The sequence below is a fragment of the Pseudomonas sp. AN3A02 genome (assembly GCF_011765255.1).
In the GTDB taxonomy this organism is placed as follows: Bacteria; Pseudomonadota; Gammaproteobacteria; order Pseudomonadales; family Pseudomonadaceae; genus Aquipseudomonas.
Genome location: NZ_JAARNI010000001.1, coordinates 251140 through 276770 on the forward strand (window position 1 = coordinate 251140; position 25631 = coordinate 276770).

The 25631-nt window shown below is 56.2% G+C and carries 24 protein-coding genes; 4 read left to right on the forward strand and 20 right to left on the reverse strand.

All coding sequences use genetic code 11. The features are described from left to right. Nucleotides 1–15: 15 nt before the first annotated feature. The 3 genes from HBJ59_RS01280 to HBJ59_RS01290 form a co-directional block, all read right to left on the reverse strand. The gene (locus tag HBJ59_RS01280; protein ID WP_167662566.1) at nt 16–813 is read right to left on the reverse strand and encodes an acyl-CoA thioesterase II; all 798 of its coding nucleotides are present in this window, start codon (nt 811–813) and stop codon (nt 16–18) included. 101 nt (nt 814–914) lie between these two features. Continuing rightward, on the reverse strand, nt 915–1679 hold the full coding sequence (locus HBJ59_RS01285) for a CHAD domain-containing protein (RefSeq protein WP_167662567.1): 765 nt from the start codon (nt 1677–1679) through the stop codon (nt 915–917). A gap of 82 nt (nt 1680–1761) precedes the next feature. Then, nucleotides 1762–2040 (reverse strand): hypothetical protein, encoded by a 279-nt coding sequence (locus HBJ59_RS01290; RefSeq protein ID WP_003218744.1) that lies wholly within the window; start codon nt 2038–2040, stop codon nt 1762–1764. A 216-nt stretch (nt 2041–2256) separates the two neighbouring features. On the opposite strand from HBJ59_RS01290, the gene HBJ59_RS01295 reads away from it, so the two are divergent. After that, on the forward strand, nt 2257–3294 hold the full coding sequence (locus HBJ59_RS01295) for a patatin-like phospholipase family protein (RefSeq protein WP_076017318.1): 1038 nt from the start codon (nt 2257–2259) through the stop codon (nt 3292–3294). Between the two features lie 129 nt (nt 3295–3423). Here HBJ59_RS01295 and HBJ59_RS01300 read toward each other — a convergent pair whose 3' ends face one another. From HBJ59_RS01300 to kdpF, 6 genes are all read right to left on the reverse strand, one after another. Continuing rightward, the gene (locus HBJ59_RS01300; protein WP_003218747.1) at nt 3424–4119 is read right to left on the reverse strand and encodes a response regulator; all 696 of its coding nucleotides are present in this window, start codon (nt 4117–4119) and stop codon (nt 3424–3426) included. A 143-nt stretch (nt 4120–4262) separates the two neighbouring features. After that, the gene (locus HBJ59_RS01305; RefSeq protein WP_167662568.1) at nt 4263–6914 is read right to left on the reverse strand and encodes a sensor histidine kinase KdpD; all 2652 of its coding nucleotides are present in this window, start codon (nt 6912–6914) and stop codon (nt 4263–4265) included. A 143-nt stretch (nt 6915–7057) separates the two neighbouring features. Continuing rightward, the gene (gene kdpC, locus HBJ59_RS01310; RefSeq protein WP_076017316.1) at nt 7058–7603 is read right to left on the reverse strand and encodes a potassium-transporting ATPase subunit KdpC; all 546 of its coding nucleotides are present in this window, start codon (nt 7601–7603) and stop codon (nt 7058–7060) included. A gap of 67 nt (nt 7604–7670) precedes the next feature. Continuing rightward, nucleotides 7671–9728: a potassium-transporting ATPase subunit KdpB gene (gene kdpB, locus HBJ59_RS01315; protein WP_178124238.1), complete on the reverse strand. Its 2058-nt coding sequence runs from the start codon at nt 9726–9728 to the stop codon at nt 7671–7673. 24 nt (nt 9729–9752) lie between these two features. Beyond that, nucleotides 9753–11450 (reverse strand): potassium-transporting ATPase subunit KdpA, encoded by a 1698-nt coding sequence (gene kdpA, locus HBJ59_RS01320; protein WP_076017314.1) that lies wholly within the window; start codon nt 11448–11450, stop codon nt 9753–9755. Nucleotides 11451–11459: 9 nt separating this feature from the next. Continuing rightward, nucleotides 11460–11549 (reverse strand): K(+)-transporting ATPase subunit F, encoded by a 90-nt coding sequence (kdpF, locus tag HBJ59_RS01325; RefSeq protein ID WP_003218754.1) that lies wholly within the window; start codon nt 11547–11549, stop codon nt 11460–11462. A gap of 311 nt (nt 11550–11860) precedes the next feature. On the opposite strand from kdpF, the gene eat reads away from it, so the two are divergent. From eat to HBJ59_RS01340, 3 genes are all read left to right on the forward strand, one after another. Next, nucleotides 11861–13225, forward strand: coding sequence for an ethanolamine permease (gene eat, locus HBJ59_RS01330; RefSeq protein WP_167662570.1), 1365 nt, complete (start codon nt 11861–11863; stop codon nt 13223–13225). 110 nt (nt 13226–13335) lie between these two features. Continuing rightward, nucleotides 13336–13503 (forward strand): DUF2897 family protein, encoded by a 168-nt coding sequence (locus HBJ59_RS01335; protein WP_008437727.1) that lies wholly within the window; start codon nt 13336–13338, stop codon nt 13501–13503. 99 nt (nt 13504–13602) lie between these two features. Next, nucleotides 13603–14181, forward strand: coding sequence for a TetR/AcrR family transcriptional regulator (locus HBJ59_RS01340; protein WP_167662571.1), 579 nt, complete (start codon nt 13603–13605; stop codon nt 14179–14181). A 28-nt stretch (nt 14182–14209) separates the two neighbouring features. Here HBJ59_RS01340 and HBJ59_RS01345 read toward each other — a convergent pair whose 3' ends face one another. The 11 genes from HBJ59_RS01345 to HBJ59_RS31945 all read right to left on the reverse strand — a co-directional run bounded on the left by HBJ59_RS01345 (nt 14210) and on the right by HBJ59_RS31945 (nt 25478). Beyond that, entirely contained in the window at nt 14210–14542 is a 333-nt protein-coding gene (locus HBJ59_RS01345) for a ComEA family DNA-binding protein (protein WP_167662572.1), read from the reverse strand. Between the two features lie 111 nt (nt 14543–14653). Next, entirely contained in the window at nt 14654–16648 is a 1995-nt protein-coding gene (locus tag HBJ59_RS01350) for a nucleoside-diphosphate sugar epimerase/dehydratase (RefSeq protein WP_167663416.1), read from the reverse strand. Between the two features lie 74 nt (nt 16649–16722). Further along, nucleotides 16723–17763, reverse strand: a complete 1041-nt coding sequence (locus tag HBJ59_RS01355; RefSeq protein ID WP_167662573.1) for a glycosyltransferase family 4 protein — start codon at nt 17761–17763, stop codon at nt 16723–16725. After that, a complete protein-coding gene (locus tag HBJ59_RS01360) occupies nt 17763–18722 on the reverse strand; it encodes an SDR family oxidoreductase (RefSeq protein WP_167662574.1) in 960 nt (319 codons plus the stop codon). Before HBJ59_RS01360 ends, HBJ59_RS01355 begins: the two co-directional genes overlap by 1 nt. Further along, nucleotides 18722–19975 (reverse strand): glycosyltransferase family 4 protein, encoded by a 1254-nt coding sequence (locus HBJ59_RS01365; RefSeq protein WP_167662575.1) that lies wholly within the window; start codon nt 19973–19975, stop codon nt 18722–18724. Before HBJ59_RS01365 ends, HBJ59_RS01360 begins: the two co-directional genes overlap by 1 nt. Before the next feature lie 14 nt (nt 19976–19989). Next, nucleotides 19990–21120 (reverse strand): non-hydrolyzing UDP-N-acetylglucosamine 2-epimerase, encoded by a 1131-nt coding sequence (gene wecB / locus HBJ59_RS01370; protein ID WP_167662576.1) that lies wholly within the window; start codon nt 21118–21120, stop codon nt 19990–19992. Between the two features lie 25 nt (nt 21121–21145). Next, nucleotides 21146–22264, reverse strand: coding sequence for an NAD-dependent epimerase/dehydratase family protein (locus HBJ59_RS01375; RefSeq protein ID WP_167662577.1), 1119 nt, complete (start codon nt 22262–22264; stop codon nt 21146–21148). Between the two features lie 3 nt (nt 22265–22267). Next, the gene (locus HBJ59_RS01380) at nt 22268–23302 is read right to left on the reverse strand and encodes a polysaccharide biosynthesis protein (protein ID WP_167662578.1); all 1035 of its coding nucleotides are present in this window, start codon (nt 23300–23302) and stop codon (nt 22268–22270) included. After that, nucleotides 23295–23888: a glycosyltransferase gene (locus tag HBJ59_RS01385; protein WP_167662579.1), complete on the reverse strand. Its 594-nt coding sequence runs from the start codon at nt 23886–23888 to the stop codon at nt 23295–23297. The genes HBJ59_RS01380 and HBJ59_RS01385 overlap by 8 nt, the downstream gene beginning before the upstream one ends. Before the next feature lie 44 nt (nt 23889–23932). Next, entirely contained in the window at nt 23933–24964 is a 1032-nt protein-coding gene (locus HBJ59_RS01390; RefSeq protein WP_167662580.1) for a hypothetical protein, read from the reverse strand. 280 nt (nt 24965–25244) lie between these two features. Then, nucleotides 25245–25478 carry a polysaccharide biosynthesis protein gene (locus HBJ59_RS31945; protein ID WP_167662581.1) on the reverse strand — a complete coding sequence of 78 codons (234 nt, stop codon included), beginning with the start codon at nt 25476–25478 and terminating at the stop codon, nt 25245–25247. Nucleotides 25479–25631: the final 153 nt, after the last annotated feature.

The following is a 25631-nucleotide window of genomic DNA, read 5'->3' on the forward strand; positions in this document are numbered from 1 at the left end:
TGTTGGTCTGAGGGCTCAGGCGAACACCACCACCGATTGGCGACTGATAGCAATCAACTGGCCGTCAGGGCTCCACAGCTGCGCAGCCGCATGGCCGTACCCGTCGCGGGCATGCTCGATGTGGACCCGGTATTGGCACCAGTCCAGGGTGCTGAGGGTTTGCAACGGCTGGACGAATTCGATGGTCCAGGTCAGGGTGCTGCCCGGTGCGGGTTGTGTCAGGTGCGGCAACACCGCAGGTGGCCACGCATCCACCAGCGCGAGGATATGCGCCTCGGTCAGCGGTTCTTCTTTCACGTCGCCACGCAAGCGCACCCAACCGCCCATCTCACGGGATTTATTGCCGGTGAACGGCAGGCCGCCCACGCTCCAGCGCATCGCCAGGTGCCGCATGAATTCCGGCGTTACGCCTTTTATGTAGGGCAACTCCTGGCATTCGTCCCAGTGTTTGAAAGTGGGCGCAGGTTCCGCGGCGACGTCGATCTGCGATGGCCGCGACGCGCCGAAGCTGGCCTGCACCAGGGTCATCGTTTCGCCGTTCTGCACCACACGGCCCAGCAATTGGCTGACGGCCTTGCCTTCGCGCAGCACTTCGACTTCGTAGCGGGCAGACACATCCGGCGCCACCGGGCCGACAAAGGTAATCGCCAGCGAACGCAGCGGGCGATCCGCCGGGACCTGCGCACGCAGGGCTTCGTACTCCAACGCCACGACCAGCCCGCCAAAGGTGGCGCGGCCCTGGGCCCATTCGGCCGGGACCGAGACGTCCAGCGGGTGGCTGCGGGCAGCGTCGAGCAAATCACTAAAGCGCATGGCGATCTCAACTTGAAGAAAGGATTGAGGGATCTTAACCACCCGGCCTGCGCCACACAGCACCTATTCCAGCCAAAAGTCCGGACAGAAAGGCCGCGCAATCACGCGAAGCAGTCGGCGCTCAACTTGTCCAGCACCCGGTCCGCTTGCCCTTCGGCCTCGGCCATGGTGCGGTGCCAGCCGGTCACGCACGGCTGCAAATCAGGCTCGTGCCCGGCTTGCGCCAGCCATTGCCAGCAGTCGTGCCAATCGCCAAGGGCGCCTTGGGCCGCCTTGAGACGGGACACGGCTTTGGCCGGCAGCTTGTTCAGCTGCGGATAAGCCTCGGCGGCATAACGCACACGCTTGATCAACAGGCGCAGGCGATGACGGTCATGGTTGGGATCGCGCAGCGCCTCGCCGAGGTTTTTCCATTGCTTGGCCAGGCGTTTTTCAATGCGCGTGCTCAGGCCCTTAAGCAACTTCTGCCGTTGGGAGGCGCGGATAAAACGGGGGAATGCATCGAGGATCAGCAGCAGTTGCGCCAGCTCCGGCGCTTGTGCAACCGAGCGGTAGGTGGCCGGCTGCTGCCGCATACGCCGCTCAGCCGCCTCGTGATGGCCGTGCTGGTGGAGGTAGGCCGCCAACACTTCACGGTCACGAAACGGCGTGGTCAGTTGGCCGACGGCACTGGCGGCCGCCTCGAGTTGCTCGACACCGGGCAACCCGCGCAATGGTCGCAACAGGCTGCGCAAGCGCCGCACGGTGGTGCGCAGATCATGCAGGGCCTCGTCGTCCGTGACGGCGGCGAGGCGCGCCTGGCAGTTCAGTAACCCTACTTCCAGGCCAATGACCTGAGCGACTAGCTGATCGACCAAGGCTGACATCCTTTCCTCCTCAATGATTAGACTTCTGTGAGCTTGAGGCCGCTGATGCAGCCTCGTTGCACTCGACAGTTGCTATGCGGGGTTAGCGCCCTGCACGGGACTCACGAATGTAGAAGCGGGCCTTCTCGGCCTTGGTCGAGCAGCCTTCAAAGGCTTCGAACTGCTGCTGGGTCTTGGCGCCAGTCAACAACGACAGAGCCTTGGAGTAACTCACGGTGCCAGCAAAACCTTCGGCCTTGGCCAGGTCCAGTTCGTGCCACGCCGCGTCCAGTTGCGTGCCGCAGCTGTCGCGATAAGCGGTTTTCCCGGCACAACCGGCCAGGGCCAACACGATCACAGGCACACACATCCAGGCTTTCATCAAATGACACCTCAAGAAAAGAAAAACAGTCACAGCTGTAGACGTTGCCTACACAGAAAAGTGCCTTATCCGACTGCCTGAATCCGCAGCTCCGATTGCCAGAGCATACCCGAGCATGATCGCCCGCTCGCGAAAATAATCGGTTGTGACAGTGATGATTGAAGCGCGCCCCTCGATGGGTGCATTGTGGGTACCTGTTTTACGAAGGATCAGGTCATGAACAAACGTGTTGCATTGGTGCTGGGGTCCGGTGGCGCCCGGGGCTACGCCCATATCGGCGTGATCGAGGAAATCGAAAAACGCGGCTACGACATCGCCTGCATTGCCGGCTGCTCCATGGGTGCGGTGGTGGGTGGGATCTATGCCGCGGGCAAGCTGGAAGCGTATCGAAACTGGATCGAAAGCCTCGACTACCTGGACGTGCTGCGCCTGGTCGATGTGAGCTTTCGCTTGGGGGCGATTCGTGGCGAAAAGGTCTTTGGGCAGATCCGCAAGATCGTCGGCGAGATCAATATCGAAGACCTGCGCATTCCCTACACCGCCGTGGCCACCGACCTGACCAACCAGCAGGAAATCTGGTTCCAGGAAGGCTGCCTGCACCAGGCCATGCGCGCCTCGGCGGCGATTCCCAGCCTGTTCACACCGGTGATGCAGGGCAACCGCATGCTGGTGGACGGCGGCCTGCTCAACCCGCTGCCGATCGTGCCAGTGGTGTCGAGCCATTGCGACCTGATCATCGCGGTCAACCTCAACTCCACCAACCAGAAGCACTACACGCTCCCGGTGATTCAGCGTCCGCCGGCGTTCAGGAGCCGCTTCGATAACCTGGTGCGTTCACTGGGTTCGCACTTGCCGTTTCGACGCAAGCAGGCCGAACAATTATTGATGCTGGAACAGGAAGCGCTGCTGGCCCAGGCCGCCGATATCAACCCGTGGCTGGACTCTGCCGAACCCGAGGCGCAACAACCGGCGGCGGCACCGGAAAAGGCCGGGGCGCCAAAGTCGGCGACCGGCTCGTTCATCATCGATAACGTGGGGCCGGCGTCGCTGCTGGACCTGATCAACCAGAGCTTCGAGGTGATGCAGACGTCATTGGCGCAGTACAAGATCGCCGGTTACCCGCCGGATATTCTGATCAACGTGCCGAAGCGGGTGTGCCGGTTTTTCGAGTTTTACAAAGCGCCGGAGTTGATCGCGCTGGGCAGGGAGATCGCCAGCGATACGCTGGATCGGTATGAGAGTGAGCAACACTGAGGTTTTATAAGCAGGGCTTTTGTGGCGAGGGAGCTTGCTCCCGCTGGAGTGCGAAGCGCTCCCGGGATTTTGGGGCTGCTGCGCAGCCCAACGGGAGCAAGCTCCCTCGCCACAGGTTGAGCTAACGCTTCAGGCCTCGGTGTTCAACAACCGATAGCCCACACCGGCCTCAGTCACGATAAACCGTGGCTGAGTCGGATCATCCGCCAGTTTCTGGCGCAGATGCCCCACCACAATCCGCAGGTAATGGCTGTCTTCGGTATGGGTCGGGCCCCAGATATCCTTGAGCAGTTGCTGCTGGGTGATCACCCGCCCGGGATGCCGCGCCAGTTGCGCCAGCACCGCGTATTCCTTGCGGGTCAGCGCCACTTCGACACCGTCCAGCAGCACCCGCCGATAAGCCAGGTCTACCGTCAGCGGGCCAAACCGCAATGCCGCTTCCTGTGCCTCCCCCGCCGGCGCCTGGCGCAACAACGCCCGTACCCGCGCAAGAAACTCCTGGATGCCAAACGGCTTGGTCACGTAGTCGTTGGCGCCGTTATCCAGCGCCTCGACCTTTTGCACTTCGCTGGCACGTACCGACAGCACCAGCACCGGCACCGTGGACCATTCACGAAACTCGCGCAGCACTTGCTGGCCGTCCATGTCCGGCAGGCCGAGGTCGAGCACCAGCAGGTCCGGTTTACTCAAGGCGGCCTGGGCCAGGCCTTCGTTGCCGGTGCCGGCCTCGATCACTTTGTAGCCCTGGGAGGCCAGGCTGATACGCAAGAACTTGCGGATCTGCGGTTCGTCGTCAATGACCAAAATCGTCGCAGTCTGGCTCATGGTGTCCAATCAAAATCCGTGAAGAAACATTTCATTGTAGGAGCGAGCTTGCTCGCGAAAAACGCAAGGGCTGCGCGTTAACTCAGAACACCATCATCATCGTTAACGATCTTCGCGAGCAAGCGCCAGGCGCCCCCTCGATCCTACAGTTCGCTTTCCAGGCCAGGCTGGGTCTGCAATGGCAGGAATAAAGTGATGCAGGTACCGCGACCTTCGATGCCCTCGGCCACGCTGATATGCCCGCCGTGCGCACCGACCATGCCCTGGCAGATCGCCAGGCCGAGCCCGGTGCCCTGCCCGCCACGATCACCTCTGGCGGCGGTGTAGAACATGTCGAAAATCTTCGCCCGCTCCTCCTCGGGAATGCCCGGGCCTTCATCGGCGACCGCAAAGAACAATTGATTATCCTGCACACCAGCACTGAGTTGCAGGCGGCCTTGTGGCGGTGAGAAGCGTGCGGCGTTTTCCAGTACGTTGACCAGCGCCTGCTCGATCAAGGCCGCATGCACGTACAACAACGGCAGTTCGGGCGGCACGTCGGTGGTCACTTGCAGCGGCGCCAGCACCGCGCGCAAACGGCCAAGGGAACTGCCGACGATATCGCCGGGTGAGACCCAATCCCGCGCCAGCTTCAGCGCACCGTGGCCCAGGCGAGTCATGTCCAGCAGGTTCTGGATGTAGCGATCCAGGCGCTCGGCCTCATCGCGGGTGCCTTCCAGCAGCTCCCGGCGATCTTCCAGGGGAATCGCTTCGCCGAGGGCCAGCAGGCTGTCGATGCTGCCGCGCATGGAGGTCAGCGGTGTGCGCAAATCGTGAGACACGGAGGCCAGCAAGGCGCTGCGCAATTGCTCGGTTTCACCGTGCAGGCGTGCCGCTTCCAGTTCCTGGCCGAGCTGCGCACGGGCCAGGGCTTGAGCCAATGGCTGACTCAAGGCGGTGAGCAGGCGACGGCGTTGGCCGCTCAGTTCAAGCCCGGCTTTCGGGCTGACACCCAGCAGGCCCAACGGGCCTTCTTCGCCGGACAACGGCCACCACCACCAGCGCCCGAACGGCAAGGTGCCGGTGCCCATGCCGGCTGGTTGATCGTGCTGCCAGGCCCAATCGGCGGCGGCGCGCTCGGCTTCGGTGAAGGTGATCGGCCCGCCGGTCTCGACCTTCCAGTCGCCCTGGCCGTCGCGGTTGAGCAGGCACAGTTGCAGGTCGCTCCAGCCTTCCAGGTGATGCGCGGCGGCACTGATCACCGCCTGGCGATCGGTGGCGGCGGTGAGCTTGCGGGACAGGTCGAGCAATTCGCTGGTCTCTTCCTGGGTATCGCGCAACGCCTGCAACTGCCGACGCTGGCGCGCGGCCAGGTTGCCGGTGAGCGCGGCCATCAGCAGAAAGAACAACAGCGTCAGCACGTCCTCTTCACGCTGGATGGCGAAGGAGAAATTCGGCGGGATAAACAGGAAGTCGTAGGTCAAAAACGAGAGTGCCGCCGTGGCCAGCGCCGGGCCCAGGCTACTGCGCACTGCCACCAGCAATACCGCTGCGAGGAACACCAGCGAGATATTGGGCAACGGCAGAACGCTCGATACGCCCCACGCCACGGCGGCGGCGATGACCGTCGCGACCACCGCCAGGGCATAGTCAAACCACACCAGCCCACGCACATCCGGCAGGCGCGGCGGGGCCGGCACTTCGTCGCTGTCGAGGACGTTGATTTCCAGGCCCCGGGCATTGCGCAGCAAGCGTGAGGCCAAGCCACCCCAAAACACGGTGCGATGCCAACGCGGCCGGGATTGCCCCACCAGGATCAAGCTGGCACGACGCTCGGCCGCGTGCTGGATCAGCGTCTTCGCCACCTCCCCCGCCCGCAGCAGCACCACTTCGCCGCCAAGACGCTCGGCCAGTTGCTGGGCGTTTTGCAGGCGCAGGCGCGATTGTTCATCCCGCACCCGTCCGTTATCCACATGCACCAGGCTCCACGGCAAATGCCGACGCTGGGCCACACGGCTGGCATGACGCACCAGGCGTTCGGCCTGGGCATCGCCATCCACGCCCACCAACAACCGGCCACGCACGGCGGGTGCGGCTTGGCCCAGTTGGCGATAACCCTGGGCCAAATCATCGTCGACGTGGGCCGCAGCGGTTTGCATCGCCAGCTCGCGCAGGGCCATGAGGTTGGTCTGGGTGAAGAACGCATCGATGGCGGCGCGGGCCTGTTCCGGCACGTAGACCTTGCCGTCACGCAGACGCTCCAGCAATTCGCGGGATGGAAGGTCGATCAGCAGCAGCTCATCGGCTTCCTGCAAGACCCAGTCAGGCAAGGTCTCGCGCACTTGCACGCCGGTGATGCCGCGCACCTGGTCGTTGAGACTTTCCAGGTGCTGGACGTTGACCGTGGTGAAAACGTTGATGCCGGCAGAGAGCAATTCCTGGATGTCTTGCCAGCGTTTTTCGTGGCGGCTGCCGGGGGCGTTGCTGTGGGCCAGTTCGTCCACCAGCACCAGTTTGGGCTTGGCGGCGAGCAGGCCGTCGAGGTCCATTTCCTCCAGCATCACGCCGCGGTATTCGGAGCGCAGCAGCGGCTGTTGTGGCAGGCCGCTGAGCAAGGCTTCGGTCTCGGCGCGGCCGTGGGTTTCCACCACGCCGGCGATCAGCCGCACGCCCTGGCGCAGCTGGGTGTGAGCGGCCTGGAGCATGGCGTAGGTCTTGCCCACGCCGGGCGCGGCGCCGAGGAAGACTTTGAGCCGGCCACGGCCGTCCCGGGGTAGATCGGCTAACAGGGCATCGGCGCGGCCGGAGTCGCTCATGCGGGCGGGCTTCCTTCAGGTGTTGATGTGGGTTTCTTGAGTCCGCCTTCGCGAGCAAGCCCGCTCCCACATTTGACCGCATTCCAAAGGTGAAACTCAGTCGAATGTGGGAGTGGGCTTGCTTGCGAAAGCGGCGCCACGGTTTACAGTTTTTCCAGGGCCATATTCAACGCCAGCACGTTCACCACCGGCGGGCCCACCAACGGGCTTTCGATGTGCTCGTCCATCAAGCGCTCCAGGGTCGCCACCGGCAGATTACGCGCGGCTGCTACCCGAGCCAGTTGATAGGCAATCGCTTGTGGTGGCAAGTGTGGATCAAGACCGCTGCCGGAGGTAGTCAGCATTGCTATCGGCACCGGCCCCTGACCGGGTACCAGCAGCTTGTTGGCGTCGTCGAATACGCGGGTAGCCAAGGCCGGGTTGCTTGGGCCGAGGTTGCTGGCGCTGCTGGAAACCGTCGCAAACGCGCCGGCAGATGGCCGTGGGTGGAACCAGCCGTCACCGGTGAAATCCTGGGCGATCAGGCTCGAACCGCGAACCTTGCCGCTGGCATCGTGTACCAGGCTGCCGTTGGCTTGGTCTGGGAACGCGACTTGCGCCACGCCAGTGACAACCAGGGGATAGGCCACGCCGGTGATCAGGGTCATCAACACCAGCAGGCTCAGGGCCGGGCGGATAATGTTGGACATTTCAAATTCCTCAATTCGGTTATTGCAACCTGCAGGCACCGGTTTGCCGGCGCCTGCAGGCATCGGGTCAAACCAGGTGCAGCGCGGTCAACAGCATGTCGATCGCCTTGATGCCCACGAACGGCACCAGAATCCCGCCCAGGCCGTAGATCAGCAGGTTGCGACGCAGCAATGCCGCCGCACTCGCCGCCTGTACGCGCACACCGCGCAGTGCCAGCGGGATCAGCACCACAATGATCAGCGCGTTGAACACAATGGCCGAGAGGATCGCGCTTTGCGGGCTTTGCAGGTGCATCACGTTTAGCACGCCCAGTTGCGGGTAGATCGAGGCAAACAGCGCCGGCAGGATCGCGAAGTACTTGGCCACGTCGTTGGCGATAGAGAACGTCGTCAGTGCGCCACGGGTCACCAGCAATTCCTTGCCGATCTGCACCACGTCCAGCAGCTTGGTCGGGTCGCTGTCGAGGTCGACCATGTTGGCCGCTTCACGGGCAGCTTGAGTGCCGTCGTTCATCGCCATGCCGACGTCCGCCTGGGCCAGCGCGGGGGCGTCGTTGGCACCGTCGCCGCACATCGCAACCAGGCGACCGTCGTTCTGTTCGTGACGAATGCGTGCCAGCTTTTTCTCTGGAGTCGCTTCGGCGAGCACGTCATCCACACCGGCTTCAGCGGCAATCGCAGCAGCGGTCAGCGGGTTGTCACCGGTCACCATCACGGTGCGGATCCCCAGCTTGCGCAACTCGGCGAAACGTTCACGAATGCCAGGCTTGACCACGTCCTTGAGGTGAATCGCGCCAAGCAATTTGCCGTCGGCACACACCAGCAACGGCGTGCCGCCGCTCTGGGCGATCTTGTCGATTTCCCGGGACAGCGCCGGTTGCAGGTCGCGGCGTTGCAGGCCGATAAAGGCCAGCAGCGAATCCACGGCACCTTTGCGGAACACACGGCCCTGGTAGTCGACGCCGGACAGGCGGGTTTCCGCGCTGAACGGTACGGAGGTCAAATCATCGGTCGATGGCTCGGCTTGCGGGTGCTGGCCACGCAGGTACTCGACGATGGATTTACCTTCGGCCGTGTCGTCCGCCAGGGACGCCAGCAGTGCGCCTTCGGCCAGCTCCTTGCCGCTGACACCGGGCGCAGCGATCACGTTGGTGCAGCGACGGTTACCGAAGGTGATGGTACCGGTCTTGTCCAGCAACAGCACGTGCACGTCCCCCGCCGCTTCCACCGCGCGACCGGATTTGGCGATCACGTTGAGGCGCACCAGGCGGTCCATACCGGCAATACCGATGGCCGACAACAGGCCGCCGATGGTGGTCGGAATCAGCGTGACCAACAGCGCCACCAGGAACACCAGCGGCAGGTTGCCATTGGCGAAGTGGGCGAACGGCTGCAGGGTCACCACCACCAGCAGGAAGATCAGCGTCAGGCCGATCAGCAGGATATCCAGCGCGACTTCGTTGGGGGTTTTCTGGCGTTTGGCGCCTTCCACCAGGGCAATCATGCGGTCCAGGGTCGACTCGCCCGGGTTGGCGGTGATGCGGATCATCAACCAGTCCGAAACCAGGCGGGTGTTGCCGGTGACGGCCGAACGGTCGCCGCCGGATTCGCGGATAACCGGAGCCGATTCGCCGGTGATCGCCGCTTCGTTGACCGCGGCAATCCCTTCGATGACTTCGCCGTCACCCGGGATCATTTCCCCAGCGGCCACACGTACCACATCACCTTTGCGCAGGCTGGTGGCCGGTACGACTTTGAAGCTGCCGTCGGTTTCCTTGCGGCGGGCGCTGAGGCCCTCGCTACCAGCCTTGAGGCTGTCGGCGCGGGCCTTGCCGCGACCTTCAGCCAAGGCTTCGGCGAAGTTGGCGAACAGCACGGTGAACCACAGCCACACGGCGATTTGCACGGCGACGTAGGTCGGTACGGCAACATCCGGCACGAAGCACAGGAGGGTGGTGAGGATCGCGGTCAGTTCGACCACCAGCATCACCGGCGAACGTTGCAGCTGGCGCGGGTCCAGCTTGACGAAGGCCTGGACCAGCGCCGGGCGCCACAGGGCCGACATTGCGGTTTTGGCCGGCTCCTGGGTTTTGACGGGAGCCGCGTTTTTTGCAGGCAAGTTCATTTTCATATCCCCTAGGCTCTTCATTTAAAAAGCAGCCATGCTCAAATGTTCAGCAATTGGGCCCAGTGCCAGCGTCGGCAGGAAGGTCAGGCCGCCCACCAGCAAAATGGTCACGGTCAACAGGGTCACAAACAGCGGGCCGTGGGTCGGGAAGCTGTTCTGGCCAATCGGTGCGGTCTTCTTCATCGCCAGGCTGCCGGCCAGGGCCAGTACCGGGAGGATGTAGCCGAAGCGGCCAAGCAACATCGACAGGCTCATCATCAGGTTGTGGAATGTGGTGTTGGCGCTGAAACCGCCGAACGCCGAACCGTTGTTCGCACTGGCCGAGGTGTAGGCGTACAGCAACTGACTGAAACCGTGGGGGCCAGGGTTACTGATGGCGCCAGCCGGGCCAGGCAGGCTGGCGGCGATGGCGCCCAGCACCAGGGTGCCGACCGGCATCACCAGCAAGGTCACGACCAGCAACTGCACTTCCTTGGCCTGGAGTTTCTTGCCGAGGTATTCCGGTGTACGGCCAATCATCAAGCCGGCGAGGAATACCGCGATCAACACGTTAAGCAACATGCCGTACATGCCGGCACCGACGCCGCCGAAGATCACTTCGCCGACCATCATGTTGACCAGCGAGACCATCCCACTCAGAGGGTTGAGGCTGTCTTGCATGCCGTTGACCGAACCGTTGGACGCGGCGGTCGTAGCCACCGACCACAACACGGTACCGGTGGTGCCGAAGCGCGCTTCTTTACCTTCCTGCGGCGCGGCCTGTTCAACCGCCGGGTTGTTCAGCGCCGGGTTGGGCTGGTACTCGGCCCACATCGCGGTAGCGCCGCCGATGATGAACAAGGCCAGCATGCAACCGAGGATCGCCCGGCTCTGACGCAGGTCTTTCACGTAGTGGCCAAAGGTGAACACCAGCGCGACCGGAATCAGGATGATCGCGCCCAGCTCAAACAGGTTGGCCCAGGCAGTCGGGTCTTCAAATGGATGCGCCGAGTTGACACCGAAGAAGCCACCGCCGTTGGTGCCCAATTGCTTGATCGCAATCTGGCTGGCGGCCGGGCCCAGTGGGATCACCTGGTCAACACCCTGCATGGTTACCGCGCTCACATAGTGCGCGAAGGTTTGTGGTACGCCCTGCCAGACCAGGAACAATGCAAACACCAGGCACATCGGCAGCAGGCCGTAGAGCGTAGCGCGGGTCATGTCGACCCAGAAGTTACCTAAAGTCTTGGTGGATTTGCGACCGATCCCACGGCACAACGCGACGAGTACCGCGAGACCGGTGGCCGCACTGACGAAGTTCTGCACGGTGAGGCCAGCCATCTGGCTGAGGTAGCTCAGGGACGCTTCACCACTGTAGTTCTGCCAGTTGGTGTTGGTCATGAAACTGATCGCGGTGTTAAACGCCAGGGTCCATTCCAGCCCCGGCAATTTCTGCGGGTTCAGCGGCAGATACTGCTGGAACAGCAAAAACGCGAACAGCAGCAAGAAACCCGCAAAGTTGAAGGCAAGCAAGGCCAGCGCGTATTTCTGCCAGCTCTGTTCCTGGTCTGCATCGACACCCGAGAGGCGATAGCAAACGCGCTCGACCGGGCCGAACACCGGCGTGAGCCAGGTTCGCTGCCCTTCCATTACCTTGTAGTAGAACCGCCCCAGGGCCGGTGCCGGAATCAGCACCAAGGCAAAGAAGGCGATGATCAGCCAATAGTCATAACTGTGCATAGCCTGCTCCTAGTTCCGATCCGCGCGTAACAGCGCAACCAGCAGATAAATGAACAGCGCCACAGCCAACAGCAGTGACACCCCGTCCAGAACGCTCATGGAAGTTTCTCCGTCGTGCGGCGACTGCCGCGTGTAGGAGGATTGTCCGCAGGAGTGGCGTAAAGGAACGAGAGCGACGGTATGGGTGGGGCGTAAAGACGGCGTAAAGAGTGGGTTTATGCGGGGTTTACAGGCGGATTTGTGAGCGTTTCCTGTAGGCAGCGCCCTTATCTGGTGCAGGCCCAGGGCGCATTCAAACGCCAAACCGTCCCCTCGGCGACAGTTCGGCGTCTTTACGACATGGCATTGATGAATGGCATGTCCGCTGCAATGCCCTGAAACATTCCAAACCGTTCAGGGAGTGCTACACGATGAACACACAACTCAAACCCACCTTGGGCACCCTGCATTTGTGGGGCATCGCCGTCGGGCTGGTGATTTCCGGGGAATATTTCGGCTGGAGCTATGGCTGGGGCGTGGCAGGAACACTGGGCTTCCTGGTGACCTCATTGATGGTCGCCGCCATGTACACCTGCTTTATATTCAGCTTCACCGAACTGACCACCGCAATTCCCCACGCTGGCGGCCCGTTTGCCTACAGCCGCCGGGCGTTTGGTGAGAAAGGCGGATTAATTGCCGGGTTGGCGACGCTGATTGAATTCGTGTTCGCCCCGCCCGCTATCGCCCTGGCCATCGGCGCCTACTTGAATGTGCAGTTCCCGGCCCTTGATCCGAAACACGCGGCCGTCGGCGCTTACATTGTATTCATGGGCCTGAACATCCTCGGCGTGAAGCTGGCGGCGACCTTTGAACTGGTGGTATGCGTGCTTGCCGTCGCCGAGTTGCTGGTGTTCATGGGCGTAGTCGCCCCCGCGTTCAGCTTCAGCAACTTCGCCCTGAACGGCTGGGCCGGCTCCGACACTTTCGGCGCGCCGGCGATTGCCGGAATGTTCGCGGCGATTCCATTTGCCATCTGGTTCTTCCTCGCCATCGAAGGCGCCGCCATGGCCGCCGAAGAAGCGAAAGATCCCAAGCGCACCATTCCAAAAGCCTACATCAGCGGCATCCTGACCCTGGTAGTGCTGGCGATGGGCGTAATGTTCTTTGCCGGCGGCGTCGGCGACTGGCGCACCCTGTCAAACATCAACGACCCCCTGCCCCAGGCGATGAAAACCGTAGTCGGCGACAGCTCGGGCTGGCTGCACATGCTCGTGTGGATCGGCCTGTTCGGCCTGGTGGCCAGCTTCCACGGGATCATCCTCGGTTACTCCCGCCAATTCTTCGCCCTGGCGCGCGCGGGCTACCTGCCCTCTTTCCTGGCCAAACTGTCGCGCTTTCAGACGCCGCACCGCGCAATCATCGCCGGCGGCATCGTCGGCATCGCCGCCATCTACAGCGATGGACTGATCAACCTGGGTGGCATGACTCTGACCGCCGCAATGATCACCATGGCCGTATTCGGCGCCATCGTCATGTACATCATGAGCATGCTCAGCCTGTTCAAACTGCGTAAGACCGAACCGCTGCTGGAACGCACGTTCCGCGCACCGGGCTATCCGATCGTGCCGGGGATTGCACTGGTACTGGCCGTGGTATGCCTGGTGGCGATGGCGTGGTTCAACGCGCTGATCGGGCTGATCTCCCTGGGTTTCATGGTGGTGGGGTTCGTGTACTTCCAACTGACCGCGCAAGACCGCGCCGATGCACCGGCAGATGCGATGTTGACCGGGCTATAAGGTTACCGGGGCCGAACGGGCCTACAATGAACTACTAAGAAAGCCCGTTACTCAAAGCAGTCATTACCGTGGGAAATTTCCCCACGGTTTGCTGCCTCAAGGAGAGCCCTATGCCGTGGTATGCCTGGTTGATATTAGTGGTCGCGATCGGTTCGATCGTCGGTGGTTTGCTGATGCTGCGAGACAGCGCCAACAAGGTTGAATTGACCGATGAACAACGCAAGCGCGTGGCAGAACGAAATGCCCAAGCGGATGCCAAGGATGCGCAGGATCGTTGAGGCTGAAGCGGCTCCCCGTTGAGCCGCACAATTTTGTAAACACCCGCCTATGCCCCGCCAAGCTTGGTTAATATGGCCTTATGTTTCGGAGGCCTTCCCATGCGCTATTCACAAGACCACAAAGCCCAAACCCACCGGCGCATCATCAAGGAGGCCTCGGTACGCTTTCGCCGTGACGGCATTGGTGCGACCGGTTTGCAGCCACTGATGAAAGCGCTGAACCTGACGCATGGCGGGTTTTATGCGCACTTCAAGTCCAAGGATGAGTTGGTGGAGAAGGCGTTACAGGCGGCGGCTGCAGAACTGGATGCGCATTGCGCAATGCTATTCAGCCAGGAACGGCCGCTGGAAGCGTTTATCGACAGTTATCTCTCGGAGTGGCATCAGACCTCGCCGCATGAAGGGTGCCCGCTGACAACGATGTCTTCGGAGATGGGGTTGCGCGGGCAGCACAGCCGCACCACGGATGAAGTCCTCAATGCTCGACTCAAGCAGGTTGAAACGGCGCTTGGCAACCCGAATGCCGGGGAGCAAAGCCTGGTGCTGATGTCGACGCTGGTGGGGGCGCTGGTGTTGGCGAGAAGTGTGGAGAGTGCCGAGTTGGCGACACGGATTCTAGATGTGGTGCGGGGGAGCTTGAAGGCAGAGGTTGTTGAGCAAAAGAAAGCCGGTGGATGACCGGCCTTCTCGCCTGTTTTTCAGGTTCTTATTTCACCTCAAGCCTGTCGCGGTTCTTTTCCAGTAGGGCCTTGCCGATTCCCTTTACTTCCAGTAACTCATCTATCGCCGTGAAGGGGCCGTTGGTTTCGCGGTAGGAGATGATGGCCTTGGCTTTGGCGGCGCCGATACCGAAGAGGTCGCGGCGCAGGGTTTCAGCGTCGGCGGAGTTGAGGCTGACTTTGGTGGTTTGGTCGACCTTGGTCATTTGGGTGGCGATGGGGGTCGGGGTTTCGGGTTTGGTGGAGGGTGCGGCTGTGGTGGCTAGCGAAAGGCTGGTGAGGAAGGCGAAGATGAGGGATGAGAAATAGGCTTTATGCATTGGTGACGCTCCATGACATCGATAAGGGAAAAGCAGCTTTTCCGAAGCTGCTTTTCAAACTTAGGCGATGTTGGGGGAGAGTCAAAAATGGGTGAGTTACAGGGTGTGAGTTCAGGGTTCCAGACGGCGTTGCTGGTAGATCCAGTCGACGATTTCGCCGTCTGGGGAGTAGCCGCTGACGGTGTCACGTAGAAGCTGACGAACTCGGGTGTAGTCGTCCTGGTCCACAGCAGCAAGCAGTTCGGTCAGTTTGACCTTGAGTACATCCCAGGCCAAATGATCTTCATTGGCGCTCATGATCATCGGGTGTTGGGTAGCCACCACGTTGTCACCGATCAGCAACTCTTCGTAAAGCTTTTCGCCCGGACGTAGGCCGGAGAACTCAATGGCAATGTCGCCGTGGGGATTTTTGTCGGAGCGAACGCTCAAGCCAGACAGGTGAATCATTTTCTCTGCCAACTCGACGATTTTTACCGGTTCGCCCATGTCCAGTACGAACACATCGCCGCCCAGCCCCATGGAGCCGGCCTGGATGACCAACTGGGCTGCTTCGGGGATCGTCATGAAGTAACGAGTGATTTTCGGATGGGTCACCGTTAACGGGCCACCGGATTTGATTTGCTTGTGAAACAGCGGGATCACCGAACCGGATGACCCCAATACATTTCCGAAACGGACCATGGTGAAACGGGTTTTATTGACTCGGGATATATTGGATTTATCGCCAAACAATACCGGAGCCAGCTCCCGACTAAGAGCCTGCAGGGTCAACTCAGCCAGCCGCTTGGTACTACCCATGACATTGGTAGGGCGTACAGCCTTGTCTGTAGAAATCAGTACGAAGTTGGATACACCTGCCTGAAGAGCGGCCTGTGCAGTATTCAACGTACCAATCACATTATTCAGTACACCCTCGGCGATATTGTGCTCAACCATAGGCACGTGTTTGTAAGCAGCGGCGTGGTAGACGGTATCTACGCGCCACGTCTTCATCACATCCAGTAACTTGGATTGATTACGCACCGACCCCAAAATTGGCAACAGCTTCACAGGCAGAGATTCGCGTATCACACGCTGCTCAAGCTCCGAGAGAATACTGTAGAGATTGAACTCGCTGTGCTCAAACAACAAGATTGTGGTGGGGCGTAGGGATAGAATTTGGCGGCAAAGTTCAGAACCAATGGAGCCGCCCGCCCCCGTCACCAGAACACTTTGCCCCTTGATACAGTGCTCCAGGAGTTCACCTTGGGCAGGAACTGCATCGCGCCCCAACAAATCGGCGATGTCGACTTCCTGAATATCGTCCACCTTGACCCGCCCACTAGCCAGATCCATAAAGCCAGGGACACTGCGTACGTGCAGGGGGAAGCCCTCAAGGAAACCGAGAATTTCACGCCGACGACCTCGGCTGGACGATGGAATGGCCAACAAAATTTCTTGAGCGCCAGTAGCGTCGATCATGCGCTGAATGTGCTTGGCTTTGTAAACCTGCAATCCTGAGATTACTCGACCAGTAATACTTTCGTCGTCGTCAATGAACGCCACCGGGCGCATTACTCTGCCCATACGCAGGGCTGCGACCAACTGATTGCCGGCAGCACCGGCGCCATAGATTGCAACGCGCGGCAGCCCGTTTTCTCGGCTGGTAAACGGCACGTGTTGCGCCGCAGCAAACCAGTCGCCCAAAAAATACTGGCGCATGGCAAGACGCAGACCGCCAACCATGATCAGGCTAAGCCACCAATAGTTGAAGATAATCGAGCGTGGTACGACATTCTGGTGGTTGCTGTACCAGTAGACTACGACGCCAAGAATTAAGGACGAAAGGCTGACCGCCTTGATAATTGCTATGAGTGCGTCGTTACCAAAATATCGCATGACCGCACGGTACATGCCAAAACGAATAAAGAGAGGAATAGCGACAATAGGAGCGGCTAAAAACAACCACAAATGATCTAGAAAAGGATTGACCATCTCATCAATACCAAGGCGTACGACAAATGCAAGCCAAAGCGCGGCCCAGACTAAAAATACATCTGTCGCAACCTGAATAAGTCGTTTTTTGCGGCGCGGCAATCCCACCAAGAACGCCCGTAATTTCTCCATAACCCCTTTGCCCACCTCAGACTGCTCCTAAAATTTTCCACTACATCTCTCGACGCGTGCTGCATGACTCTTCATCAGTTGTTACCGGGACTCGCTGTGTCTACTTTTTCCAATGCGCCCGCATGATACTTGAACGCCAGGATGACCAGCGGTACGTAGGCAACAGTTAGTCCCGTTGCCCCGTCCAATCCCAGCAACATCACGCATAACGCCAAAGGAAGCAACCAAAACAGGTTGAGCATCGCTACCCCCAGAGTCACGGGCAAATGCTTGCCGAACTGCCGGGATGCAAACTGATAAGCATGGCTGCGATGCGCTTCGTATACTTTATCACCCCGTATGAGCCTGCGAATGAGGGTGAACGTCGCATCCACAATGAAGACGCCGAGCAGGATCAACCAAACCCACAGCAACTGCGTGGATGCCCAAGCAGCTTGGATAGAGATCGCGCCGAGTACCATTCCCAGAAAACCGCTACCCGCATCGCCCATAAAGATACGAGCAGGAGGGAAGTTCCAGCAAAGAAACCCTACGGCTGCCGTTGCCAATATGAGAGGCAGCCAGACTAAGTCCTCGTAGCCACATAGCCAATAAATCAGGCATGCACCAAGGCTCACACAGATGGCCTCCACGCTGGCAATGCCATCAATGCCGTCCATGAAGTTGTACAGATTGAGCATCCATACCAGATAAAAAGCGGCAAAAACACCGCCCGCCAAACCAGAATTTATGGTCATGCCGAAAATCACTACAGGTGGCAGCCCCCCCAACCAAAACAGTGCCCAGGCAGACGCAACAAAGTGCCCTAGTAAACGCCACCGTGCAGCGATGTGACCGTGATCGTCCATGAAGCCTATGATCGCGATCAACGCACCAGCACCGCCCACTGCAATCAATACATCAGAGGCAACAACGTGCATCCAACCCAAAAAAGGCAGCGCGAACAAGAACGCGAGCACAATGGCAACGCCCCCCCCCCGAGGAGTAGGCACCGAGTGAGAGCTACGAGCGTTTGGAATATCAATAATGCTGCGTGCCAATGCATAACGTCGTAATCCCGCAGTCAATGCAAAGGACAGCAGAGCCACGACGACGATCAACCACCAATAAGTCATTATTTTTCACATTCCATATAATGTTTTGCAGCCCGCTCCAGTGCGCTATCCACGGATACTGGTGGAGTCCATTGCAATAAAGAGCGGGTTTTATCTATATCCACAGACAACGAACCACATAACCGTTGCGACAAAGAACGCTTACCAAGCACATTGGCGGCGCAGCTAAGTATCCAACTGGGAATTGGCAAAAGCCGCGCCGATTTACCCAGCGCCTTGGCCATACGGCGTAAAAGTTGAGTAGTCGATAGATCTTCACCGTCGCTGACCAAAAATGTCTGGTTAGCTGCTTGAGGATGAACACGCGAGATGAGGATCAGGTCAACCAGATTGTCCAGCGCAACCAGGCTGCGTGTGTTGTGTATAGAGCCAAAGGGTAGAGGGATACCTTTGTCCAGCCAGCGCATCATGTTCAGGAAGTTGGCTTTCACGCCTGGACCGTAAACCAATACCGGCCGAATAATAACGACCTCGATTGGCATATGGTTGGCCAGCTCCCTCAAACCCTGCTCTGCTTCCATCTTGGAAACACCATAAGGGTCGCGTGGGTCAGCAGGGTCATCTGCAGTATATGGCTTACCTGGCTGGGTGCCCTCACCGTTTACCTTGATGGAACTGATGAAAACAAAACGTCGAACACCTGCTTCCGCAGCTTGCCGCGCAAGGTGCAGCGTACCCTCGACATTGACTTTGCGGAACGCCGCCAACGGATCGGTTTCAGTATCGTGCATTACATGCACACGAGCGGCGCAATGAACCACCGAATCAACCCCCCGAAGCTGCTCGCCCCAGTCAGCCGTTTCAAAGGTGTCAAAATGAGCGGTGCGCACGCCGTTCTCAACAAGGACAGCTCCATTGCGAACAGCGGCTGTCACTTTGAAACCGTCAGCTACCAATCGGCGCATAACAGCGCTGCCGACAAAGCCGGTGGCCCCGGTCAAAAAAACAGATTGCGACATTACAGGCGTCCTTTACGTAAAGTTGCATCGCGAAATAGCTGTTCCAGGCGAGCCAGCAACGTAGGCTTTGAATAGTTTTCCAAATAATACTGCCGACCAGAGGCGCCCATTTGTTTTTGCTGTTCGCGATCGAGAGCAGCCAGTTTTGATGTAATGTCTGCCAAGGCACGCGCATTACCGGACGGGCAGCATAACCCCGCGCCCGACTCTTCGATAACGCGAGCAGCCTCACCGTTAATCATACCCAGGATCGGCTTACCCGACGCCAGGTAGGCCTGAACCTTGCCTGGAATGGTTTTCTCGAACACGTCATTGGTTTTGAGTGAGACAAGCAGTGCATCTGCGCACGCAAACAAGCCTGGCATTTCCTCCAGCGGGTAACGTCCCAACAGAAGAACATTATCCATTTTCCGAGCGCTGACTTCATGGGTGAGCCACTCACTCATCCGGCCATCCCCTACGATCACCCAACGGATCGGGACCGTTTCAGCAAGCGATTGAGCCGCTTCAATAATTGCAGGAAAATCCTGTGCCTCTCCCAGATTACCAGCAAAGAGCACGGTGAAAACCGAATCATCTCGATCAAGCAACGTGGAGGTCCGCTGTGCGATATTGGAGAAGTCATCCTCCGCCCAGCTCGGAAAGTAGACCAGGCGCTCCGCAGCAATATCCTTGGTGCAATATTTCTTCACGTTCTCAAAAAAACCGTGCGACTGAAGTAACAAGTAGTCAGCACGGTTATAAATCCATGACACCAAGCGACCAACGCAGCCAAGTACCTTCGGATTGTGCACAGCCCCGACGGCCCGAAGGGTTTCCGGCCACAAATCCAGCACCCAAATGAATACAGGTGTCCGTTTAATACGGCCGATAACCAACGCTGGAATAGCAGCCATGATGGGCGAAACCGCATAAACAAACACAGCGTCGTATCGCTCTGCGCGCAATTTCCAAGGTCCCAACACCGAAGCAGCGATAAAAAAAGAAGCATAATTTAAAATGAGACTAACACTACGCTTCCCACGAGGTATCAGAGGAACTCGCACAACTTTCGCACCCGCATATTCCGAAAATTCCCTTGGAGCCGTTCGATACTCGCTGTAGATGCTGCCCTCGGGATAGTTAGGGAGCCCAGTCAATACCGTAACGTGGTGACCCTTTTCTGAAAAGTCACGAACAAGATCATTGATACGCATATTTTCAGGCCAGAAATACTGCGTAACAACCAGAATTTTTAGTTTTCGATCAGGCATTGACATTAACTCAATCAATAACGTTTCCAGACTATACGATTCACATAGTCCGTATAACTATGAATAATACGAGCTACTTTTTCAGAGACATTTGGCATACTGTAATCGGCAACTTGACGCAAGGTCCTGTTATTCCCAGTACCTTGGCATTCCAGCATGTTTAGGCCTTGAAGCACGCGATTTACTTCCAACCCGACCATCATCACCGCCGCTTCCTCCATCCCCTCCGGACGCTCGTGAGCTTCACGGATATTCAAAGCAGGGAAATTCAGTATCGATGACTCTTCATTGATTGTTCCGCTATCAGACAGCACTGCCTTCGCAGTAAGTTGCAACTTATTATAATCTTTGAAACCCAGCGGCTTGAGCAGCTTTACGTTTTCGTGGAACACCACGCCCATCGCATCTACGCGTTTCTGCGTACGTGGGTGCGTGGACACGATTACAGGAAAGTTATAGTGAGCTGCGACGGTGTTGAGTACATCAACCAGCTTCAGAAAATTCTTATCCGAATCAATATTCTCTTCGCGGTGGGCACTGACGACAAAAAACGCGCCTTCCTGCAGGCCAAGTCGCTCGAGAACGTCTGAAGACTCAATACCTTCACGGTAGTAAGTCAGCACTTCAAACATCGGACTACCCGTTTTGATAACCATGTCCGGAGACAAGCCCTCACTCAACAAATAATCACGTGCAATCGTACTGTAAGTCAGGTTTATGTCTGCCGTATGGTCAACAATGCGCCGATTAATCTCTTCCGGCACCCGCATATCAAAGCAACGATTGCCCGCCTCCATGTGAAAGGTGGGAATCTTGCGGCGCTTGGCAGGGATAACAGCCATGCAGCTATTGGTGTCACCAAGTACCAGCAGCGCCTCGGGTTGAACGTCTGCAAGCACACGGTCAACAGCAATGATGACATTACCGATCGTCTCCGCTCCACTGGCACCTGCAGCATTCAAAAAGTGGTCGGGCTTGCGGATGTTCAAATCCTGGAAAAATATCTCATTGAGTTCATAGTCGTAGTTCTGGCCAGTATGAACCAAGAGATGATCACAATGCCTGTCAAGTGCATCAATAACGCGCGAAAGACGAATGATTTCAGGCCTAGTTCCGACCACCGTGACAACTTTCATTTTTTTCATAAATTTATAACGCTCGAGATTATGTTTAAGCTTCCGTACCCACGGGCATTGAGAAAGTGTCCGGACGCTCGCGGTCAAAAATCTCATTAGCCCAGAGCATAACGATTACCTCTTCGTCGCCCACATTGGTCACATCATGGGTCCAACCAGGCACCGTCTCGACAATCTCAGGACTCTCACCAGTAGTGAACAACTCGTAAAACTCACCAGAGACAATATGTCGAAACCTAAAACAAGCCTTGCCTTTAATAACAAGGAATTTTTCAGTCTTGGTGTGGTGGTAATGCCCGCCGCGCGTAATCCCAGGATGGGCTGTGAAGAACGAGAACTGGCCAGCGTCCGGAGTCTTGAGCATCTCAACAAATATCCCACGCGGATCCTCATACTTAGGAACCTTGTAGGTGAAACTTTCGGGCGGAAGGTAGCTTAAATAAGTAGAGTACAAAGCGCGAACCAAGCCTGTGCCCACACGCTCACTGATCATCGTGGTGCGACTATCACGAAACGAGGTCAACTGTTCAACCAGGCCGCCTACACTGATACTGTACTGAGGCTCGACGTTTACGAAGGGCTGCACACTTACCTTCCCGTCCATTACCGCGATAAACCGTGCGACCACGTCATCGATATAGACAAGATTAATAACCGCCAGCGGATCATTCACACTGATCGGAATATCACGGGCGATATTATTACAAAATGTCGCAACGGCAGAATTGTAGTTTGGTCGCGCCCATTTACCAAAAACGTTTGGCAAGCGGAATATATAAATCGGAGCATTCGCGGCCGAATGCAAATTCGACAGTAACTCTTCGGCACCACGCTTGCTGTTACCGTAGGCATTATTGAGCTCAGCCTGGCTGGACGAGGTATACAGCACAGGCACTTGCCGGCCACTATTAATGACGGCATCGCATAGCGCACCGGTCAGATCGGTATTACCCGTGTTGAATTCCTTCGGGTCTTTAGGCCGATTTACACCGGCCAGGTGAAAAATAAAATCCACCTGCGCTACCAAGCCAGGCAAGCTCGCCAGAGAGTCATTGCGCGTAAACACGACGACCTCAATATCATCACGCGCGGCCAAGTGCGAGATGAGATTCTGGCCGACAAATCCGTTGGCGCCCGTAATCAGAACCTTCATTGATTATTCCTCAGGAGTTGCATACTCGCCGCGCTGTATCGCACGCATGAAGTCCAGTTTCAACAACAGCTTTTCCATTCCGGCAACGTCAAGACGCTCGGTGTTGTGGGAATTGTAGTCTTCGGTTCTGGAGATTTTGGTTTCACCCTGTTCAACAAATTTGGCGTAATTCAGGTCGCGCAAATCTGGTGGGATGCGGAAGTAATCACCCATGTCTTCAGCACAGGCCATTTCTTCACGGCTAAGCAAAGCTTCAAACAATTTCTCGCCATGACGGGTACCGATCACCTGAATATCGTGCTCCGGCTTCCCCACCATTGCGGTCAGCGTCTTGGCCAATACTTCAACCGTGGCGGCTGGAGCCTTTTGCACGAACAAGTCACCGTTGCTGCCATGTTGAAACGCATAAAGTACAAGGTCTACAGCATCGGCGAGCGTCATCATGAAACGCGTCATGTTGGGATCAGTCAAGGTCAGAGGTTGGCCTGCACGGATCTGCTCAATGAACAACGGGATCACCGAGCCGCGGGATGCCATGACATTACCGTAACGAGTCCCACAAATAACTGTCTTGGTTTCATCAACATTTCGCGACTTCGCTACCATAACCTTTTCCATCATTGCCTTGGAAATTCCCATGGCATTAATCGGGTATACGGCCTTGTCGGTACTCAGGCATACAACGCGCTTAACCTCATTCTGGATCGCTGCCTCAAGCAGATTTTCGGTACCCAGAACGTTCGTTTTGACTGCTTCCATCGGGTGAAATTCGCATGATGGAACTTGCTTCAGCGCCGCCGCGTGGAAAATATAATCAACACCACGAGTGGCGTTCAGCACACTTTGATAGTCTCGAACATCACCAATATAAAACTTTAGCTTGGAATTCGCGTAGCGTTTACGCATGTCATCTTGTTTTTTTTCATCGCGACTAAAAATCCGGATCTCTGCAATATCACTATCAAGAAACCTCTTCAGAACAGCATTACCAAAGGAACCGGTGCCACCGGTAATGAGCAACTTTTTGCCTTCAAACATAACGATCTCCTTTAATCTCGTCCAACAACTTACTTACCTGTACGCCAGGCATATTATTTCCAACTATGAATCTTTCGGTAGAGTAACCCCTTGCCAATAACTCATAATCAGAAAGCTTCAAAACCTTTAACGGCTTTGCACTCATCCCATCTTCACCCGACGGGATCACAAAGCAAAATTCGTAATATTCATCAGGTATACCATCGAGTTCATACATCAACACAGGCATACCCAATGAAATGTACTCAATTACCTTGGAAGGAAACGGATACTTCGTAAATTCAGACCCATCGTTTCGAGGGTTAATCAGCAATTTACCGTTACGCCGACAGCTCAGAACTACGCTACGATCCAATTGCCCAGGAAATTTGACACGTGGGTGAGTAGACACCATGCTTTCGACGCACCTGTGGTCATCACCGTCAACGCACATCAGCAAATCGAAATTTTCGTTTCCGAACTCCGAAAAAGAATCAAGCAAATTCTTTATACCATAACAACGGTCTGACGCCCCACAGTAGAGAAAATAATTTTCTCTACTGTCAGGATCACCAGCCAAAATGCAAAGCCGCTTATAAGCACTCATCAAAACGACGCGCTCTATCGAGTGGACCGAATACAAGTTCGCAACTACGAAACCGCCCTTAATTCTTTATTGCAGCGTACGCTTTGCCCACTAAAATTTCTGTAAAAAAACATGAAAGCCAACATAATAGGTATTAGGGGAAACCCAACAGGAATCGCAAAATTAAGCAAAAACCATAATAGAAAGAGGTCAATCAGCCGGTGTCTCGTCCCATCAGCAGCAAGCTTAAAAAGCATCAACATATAAACCAATCCAAATATACCAAGTTCATATATAAATGAACCAAGATAGGACATAATTACATTTTCACCGCCTCCATACCAGAAGAAGCCATTATAATCATCTCGAAGAGATAATGATGTTTCGGCATAACTGCTAAAACCACCCGGCATGAACCAGTTTTTAATAAATCCGTGAAGAGGAAGTATTACATCTGCAAGCCTGCTATTGACACTCGCGTCAGCATACACAACTCCGCTTATCCCTTGCTCATAAAACAACATGAATAAACTATAGATCCTAGTCCCTTCCATTAGCATTATTACCGGCAAAATGAGACTAGAAAGGATTACAACCAAGTATATTATATGCCGCGCACGGAAAAACTTTAGACAGTAAAAAGCGATAAAACCCAGAATAAAAACAAATACCATTGAAGATTTTGCCAAAAAAATTATAGATAGTAGATTTATGAAAATCAGCCAAATCATCCATCTCTCTGGACGATAATTACATTGCAATAAATAAATCCAAGATAAGAAAAACAGGAAAATTCCAAAATACGTGGGCTCTGGGGTCAAACTAGTAACACCACGATCAGCGGAGGACCTCACATTAATGATCGCAGACAAAATCTCTACTCCGAACATATATTGCAGAAGACCAGCTAGAATATATATGATATTAATCACGACAAAAACAGACATAGGAAAGCCATATTTTTTTATATATAGATAAAACGAAAAATATATTAATGCAAACCCAATATATGCAGCACCCGCCCTTAGAAAATAAAAATCCAACCCAGACATGGCGTATAAGGAAGCTACAAAAAAAACCGGAACGATGGCAAACACTAGTAAAACTTTTCTGTCGAAGCTATTAGTGATGTTAAGTAAAATAAAAAACATACTCGCAAGGGCCGGCCAAGGCTGGGAGTCCATTGTATTTAGACCAAACGACACCCAGGGTATTAAAAAGAAGAAAACACATGTCTGCCCTATAAACTTCACAATATTTATCAACCGATTGAGAATATATTAACTGGTACAGTTCGTGACTTCGCTGCCATCACCTTTACCATCATTGCTTTGAATATACTGACAGCATTGATCTGATAGACTGCCTTATCTTTACTTAACCATTCCAAACGTTCAACTCGTGCTGCATGGCGGCCTCAAGTACATTTCCTGCACTAATCCCATCCATTTTACCAGCTTCCATCGGATGAATTTCACAAGATTGAATTTGTTTTAACACTGACGCACTAAAAATATAACCTATCCTACAGTTCTTGCACAATATACATTGACAATCACGGGCATCACCAATGTAGATTTTCTGCTTGGAACTGGCGTATAGCTTACGCATGTAGCTTTGCTTTTTTCATCGCGACTGAAGACTCTTATTTCAGCAATATCCGAATTAAGCCCCCCCCCTTAAAAGCGGCATTACCAAAAGGGCCCGCATAACATGTGATCATGGATCATTTTTTAGAAACCATTGCAACCCCAATCAGTGTTC